Origin of the sequence: Xanthomonas sp. MUS 060 (genome assembly GCF_000963215.1) — a bacterium.
Classification (GTDB): domain Bacteria; phylum Pseudomonadota; class Gammaproteobacteria; order Xanthomonadales; family Xanthomonadaceae; genus Xanthomonas_A.
Map to the genome: position 1 here is coordinate 1 of NZ_JZIM01000055.1, position 4,170 is coordinate 4,170.

2 protein-coding genes are annotated in these 4,170 nt (G+C 58.6%); both read right to left on the minus strand.

The window, feature by feature from the left end:
• Positions 1-3,199: condensation domain-containing protein (locus tag XANALMUS060_RS22445; RefSeq protein ID WP_235430588.1), on the minus strand; the 3,199-nt coding region annotated here is incomplete at its 3' end.
• Positions 3,097-3,873 (minus strand): phosphopantetheine-binding protein, encoded by a 777-nt coding sequence (locus tag XANALMUS060_RS17910; RefSeq protein WP_200894092.1) that lies wholly within the window; start codon positions 3,871-3,873, stop codon positions 3,097-3,099. The genes XANALMUS060_RS22445 and XANALMUS060_RS17910, both read right to left, overlap by 103 nt.
• Positions 3,874-4,170 lie beyond the last annotated feature (297 nt).

Below are 4,170 nucleotides of genomic sequence, written 5' to 3' on the forward strand. Positions count from 1 at the left end.
AAGCCGGGTCCAGTGGTACATAGGCACCACCGGCCTTCAGCACCGCCAGCACCGCGACCACCATCTCCACACTACGCTGCATGCAGATCGCCACGCGATCATCCGGGCATACGCCCAACTCGCGCAGAGAATGCGCCAGACGGTTCGCACGTGCATTCAATTCGCCATACGTCAGCGCCACCTCGCCCTGCACCACCGCGATTGCGGAGGGTGTCCGTGCCACCTGTGCCTCGAACAACTCATGCACACAGGCATCGCGTGGATAATCCTTCGTCGTTGCATTCCACTCCATCAACACCTGATGACGTTCGGCCTCAGGCAAGACGTCGAGATCTCGCACTGCTGTCTCCGGTGCATGGGCAAGCGCATCGGCAAGACCCTCAAGCGCATTCACCAGGAAAGTGCATATCCGTGCCGGAACCAATGGCCGCTGCGTCTGTACTTTTACCGAGAAACCAGACCCAACATCGTCCACAGAAACGCCAAGCGGATAATTCGTACTCTCATGTCCTGACAGCCGCTCTATCCCATCCCACGCCATCGTTTCGGTAGAGCCTTCTGTCTGGACGCTATACCGGTAATTGAGCAATGAGGTAAACAAGGGTGCCGGTGCGGGAACACCACTGCAACGCTGCACCAACGACAACGGCGCATGCTCGTGTCGCAGCAGCCCGGCAAGACGCTTCTGCACTATTCGCACACTTTCCACCACGCTGACATCATCAATCTCAATGCGCAGGGGCAAAGTATTGATGAACATGCCAAGCGTTCTGTCGGCTCCCGCTCCGCCTTGCATCCGGCCAAACAGCACGGTTCCGAACACAACACGCTCATGACCTGTGGTACGCGCGACCACTTGTGCCCAGGCCAGATGGAACAGGCTGGCCACACTCACGCCAAGCGCACGCGCCTGGCTGCGCAGCAATGCCGACAGCCGATCCGATAGATCGATCCGTACTTCCTCCACATCCGACCCATCACCCTGTACATCGAGCAGGCCAAATGGTGCACAGGGCTCATCCACATCGCCGAGCATTGTGCGGAAATATGCCTCGTGCTCTTCGACACTGACACCCAGCAATGCCTGCGCCACAAAATTGCGAAACGGCAGCGCAGCCGGCAAGCTCGCTGTTTCAGCGCACAAATGGCATCTGATTTCATCCAGCACGATCTCCAACGTGGTGTGATCCAGGGCAAGATGGTGACTGAGCAACTGCAACAACCAGCGACTACTGGCCGGATCGTATGCGGCAAAACCCCTCATCAGTGGCGCTTGACGCACATCCATGCGCCAGCAGCGTGGATCGAAGCGCGATTGCAGCAGTTCCGCCGCATTATCGCCGGCGCCATCCGGGCATACGCCCAACTCGCGCAGAGAATGCGCCAGACGGTTCGCACGTGCATTCAATTCGCCATACGTCAGCGCCACCTCGCCCTGCACCACCGCGATTGCGGAGGGTGTCCGTGCCACCTGTGCCTCGAACAACTCATGCACACAGGCATCGCGTGGATAATCCTTCGTCGTTGCATTCCACTCCATCAACACCTGATGACGTTCGGCCTCAGGCAAGACGTCGAGATCTCGCACTGCTGTCTCCGGTGCATGGGCAAGCGCATCGGCAAGACCCTCAAGCGCATTCACCAGGAAAGTGCATATCCGTGCCGGAACCAATGGCCGCTGCGTCTGTACTTTTACCGAGAAACCAGACCCAACATCGTCCACAGAAACGCCAAGCGGATAATTCGTACTCTCATGTCCTGACAGCCGCTCTATCCCATCCCACGCCATCGTTTCGGTAGAGCCTTCTGTCTGGACGCTATACCGGTAATTGAGCAATGAGGTAAACAAGGGTGCCGGTGCGGGAACACCACTGCAACGCTGCACCAACGACAACGGCGCATGCTCGTGTCGCAGCAGCCCGGCAAGACGCTTCTGCACTATTCGCACACTTTCCACCACGCTGACATCATCAATCTCAATGCGCAGGGGCAAAGTATTGATGAACATGCCAAGCGTTCTGTCGGCTCCCGCTCCGCCTTGCATCCGGCCAAACAGCACGGTTCCGAACACAACACGCTCATGACCTGTGGTACGCGCGACCACTTGTGCCCAGGCCAGATGGAACAGGCTGGCCACACTCACGCCAAGCGCACGCGCCTGGCTGCGCAGCAATGCCGACAGCCGATCCGATAGATCGATCCGTACTTCCTCCACATCCGACCCATCACCCTGTACATCGAGCAGGCCAAATGGTGCACAGGGCTCATCCACATCGCCGAGCATTGTGCGGAAATATGCCTCGTGCTCTTCGACACTGACACCCAGCAATGCCTGCGCCACAAAATTGCGAAACGGCAGCGCAGCCGGCAAGCTCGCTGTTTCAGCGCACAAATGGCATCTGATTTCATCCAGCACGATCTCCAACGTGGTGTGATCCAGGGCAAGATGGTGACTGAGCAACTGCAACAACCAGCGACTACTGGCCGGATCGTATGCGGCAAAACCCCTCATCAGTGGCGCTTGACGCACATCCATGCGCCAGCAGCGTGGATCGAAGCGCGATTGCAGCAGTTCCGCCGCATTATCGCCGGCGCCATCTAGGCAAACTTCCTCGATTAGTAATGGCGCATGCCGCCACACCACTTGCACAGGTGCCGCGAGTCCTTCACAGAGCACCGCCGTGCGCAGGATGTCGTGACGATCGATCACACGCTGCAGTGCATCGACAAATACGTCCAGACGGGAACGACTGTCGAATGCGATCAGATTCGGCAGCAGATAGGCATCGCCTTCGCGCTGCAGCAGGTGATGGAAAAAGATACCTTCCTGCAATGGAGCAAGCGGATAGATATCCTGGATATTGGCCGAGCCGCCAGTGGTCATTGCGACGATGCTATCGATCTGTTGCTGAGTGAGCTCCACCAGCGGCAGCATTTCAGGCGTGATCTCTACGCTATCAGGCCCAATGCGGTTAGGCGGCACAATGATCGATAAGCCACCGCTCGCCGCGGCCAGTGCCGCAAGCGTCGGGTTGGCGAACAGGGTGCGCAAATCGGCGTGAAACCCTTGCTGACGCATCCGCTCGGTCAGCGTCACTACCAACAACGAATGCCCTCCGAGCGCGAAGAAGTTGTCGTGCCGCCCGATGCTCTCCAGACCCAGCAGCTCACGCCAGATCGCGGCAATGGCTTGTTCGATCGCGCCCTGTCTAGGCAAACTTCCTCGATTAGTAATGGCGCATGCCGCCACACCACTTGCACAGGTGCCGCGAGTCCTTCACAGAGCACCGCCGTGCGCAGGATGTCGTGACGATCGATCACACGCTGCAGTGCATCGACAAATACGTCCAGACGGGAACGACTGTCGAATGCGATCAGATTCGGCAGCAGATAGGCATCGCCTTCGCGCTGCAGCAGGTGATGGAAAAAGATACCTTCCTGCAATGGAGCAAGCGGATAGATATCCTGGATATTGGCCGAGCCGCCAGTGGTCATTGCGACGATGCTATCGATCTGTTGCTGAGTGAGCTCCACCAGCGGCAGCATTTCAGGCGTGATCTCTACGCTATCAGGCCCAATGCGGTTAGGCGGCACAATGATCGATAAGCCACCGCTCGCCGCGGCCAGTGCCGCAAGCGTCGGGTTGGCGAACAGGGTGCGCAAATCGGCGTGAAACCCTTGCTGACGCATCCGCTCGGTCAGCGTCACTACCAACAACGAATGCCCTCCGAGCGCGAAGAAGTTGTCGTGCCGCCCGATGCTCTCCAGACCCAGCAGCTCACGCCAGATCGCGGCAATGGCTTGTTCGATCGCGCCCTGCGGTACTTCATACGCAGGCGCCGCATAGGCTGAGCCATCCGGTGCGGGTAACATACGCAGGCGCCGCATAGGCTGAGCCATCCGGTGCGGGTAATGCCTGCCTTGCGATCCAGCTTGCCGTTCGGAGTCAGCGGCAGGCGATCCAACTGCACATAGGCGGCAGGCACCATGTAATCCGGCAAGGTATCCGACAACCAACTGCGCAAGATTTCCGCGCCAAGATGTTCCGACGTCACACCTTCGGCAGCAACGGCGGCAGGCACCATGTAATCCGGCAAGGTATCCGACAACCAACTGCGCAAGATTTCCGCGCCAAGATGTTCCGACGTCACACCTTCGGCAGCAACCCAA

Bases quoted from the DNA above. Each gene is read 5' to 3' on its own strand.
- XANALMUS060_RS17910 (WP_200894092.1), bottom strand. From the start codon at position 3,873: ATGTTACCCGCACCGGATGGCTCAGCCTATGCGGCGCCTGCGTATGAA.